The organism is Mycoplana ramosa (assembly GCF_041930185.1).
In the GTDB taxonomy this organism is placed as follows: Bacteria; Pseudomonadota; Alphaproteobacteria; order Rhizobiales; family Rhizobiaceae; genus Mycoplana; species Mycoplana ramosa.
Window position 1 is genome coordinate 1 of sequence record NZ_JBHEEW010000041.1, and the last position, 503, is coordinate 503.

Here is a 503-nt window from a genome sequence, read left to right on the forward strand (position 1 = left end):
GGACATGAAATTCATCACCAGGCGTTATTACGGCAATGGCTGGTATTGGGCCAAGCGGATTGTGGCTGGCGTCAGGTACGAGGTCACCATATACGACGGCATGAACATTTACTGCGAGAATATTCGATGCGCGTCGCTCTCTGAAGCTTACAAATACTGCCAGGCCCGCATCGATGCGCCCTATTCCATCTGATCCAGACAATACGGGCATCCCGCCAACCTGCAAGCCGGATTGTCCGTATCGGCAAAAATTCGACGGCTATGACCGGCAGCGCAATGCGCTGCGCATGGAAACGGCAAGCCTTGTGCAGCCAGAGCGATGCGGATGGAACATAAAACCCGGAAAGGCTGGGGGCCACCCGCTCGACTACGAGGCGTGCATTTTTAAGAGCAAATAACCCGCCGCCCTGCCGGCAGCAGGGCATAACTACCTCAACTCTCAATCTCTCCGCAACCGCGCGTTCCTGGCGAAGATCGGCCGGGCTATGCGCGAGGCCGTGACG

At 57.1% G+C, this 503-nt stretch carries 1 protein-coding gene; it reads left to right on the forward strand.

Annotated elements, in window-relative coordinates:
* A partial coding sequence (locus JNC62_RS21115; protein ID WP_374841443.1) for a hypothetical protein occupies positions 1-193 on the forward strand: 193 nt, incomplete at its 5' end.
* Between the last annotated feature and the right edge of the window lie 310 nt (positions 194-503).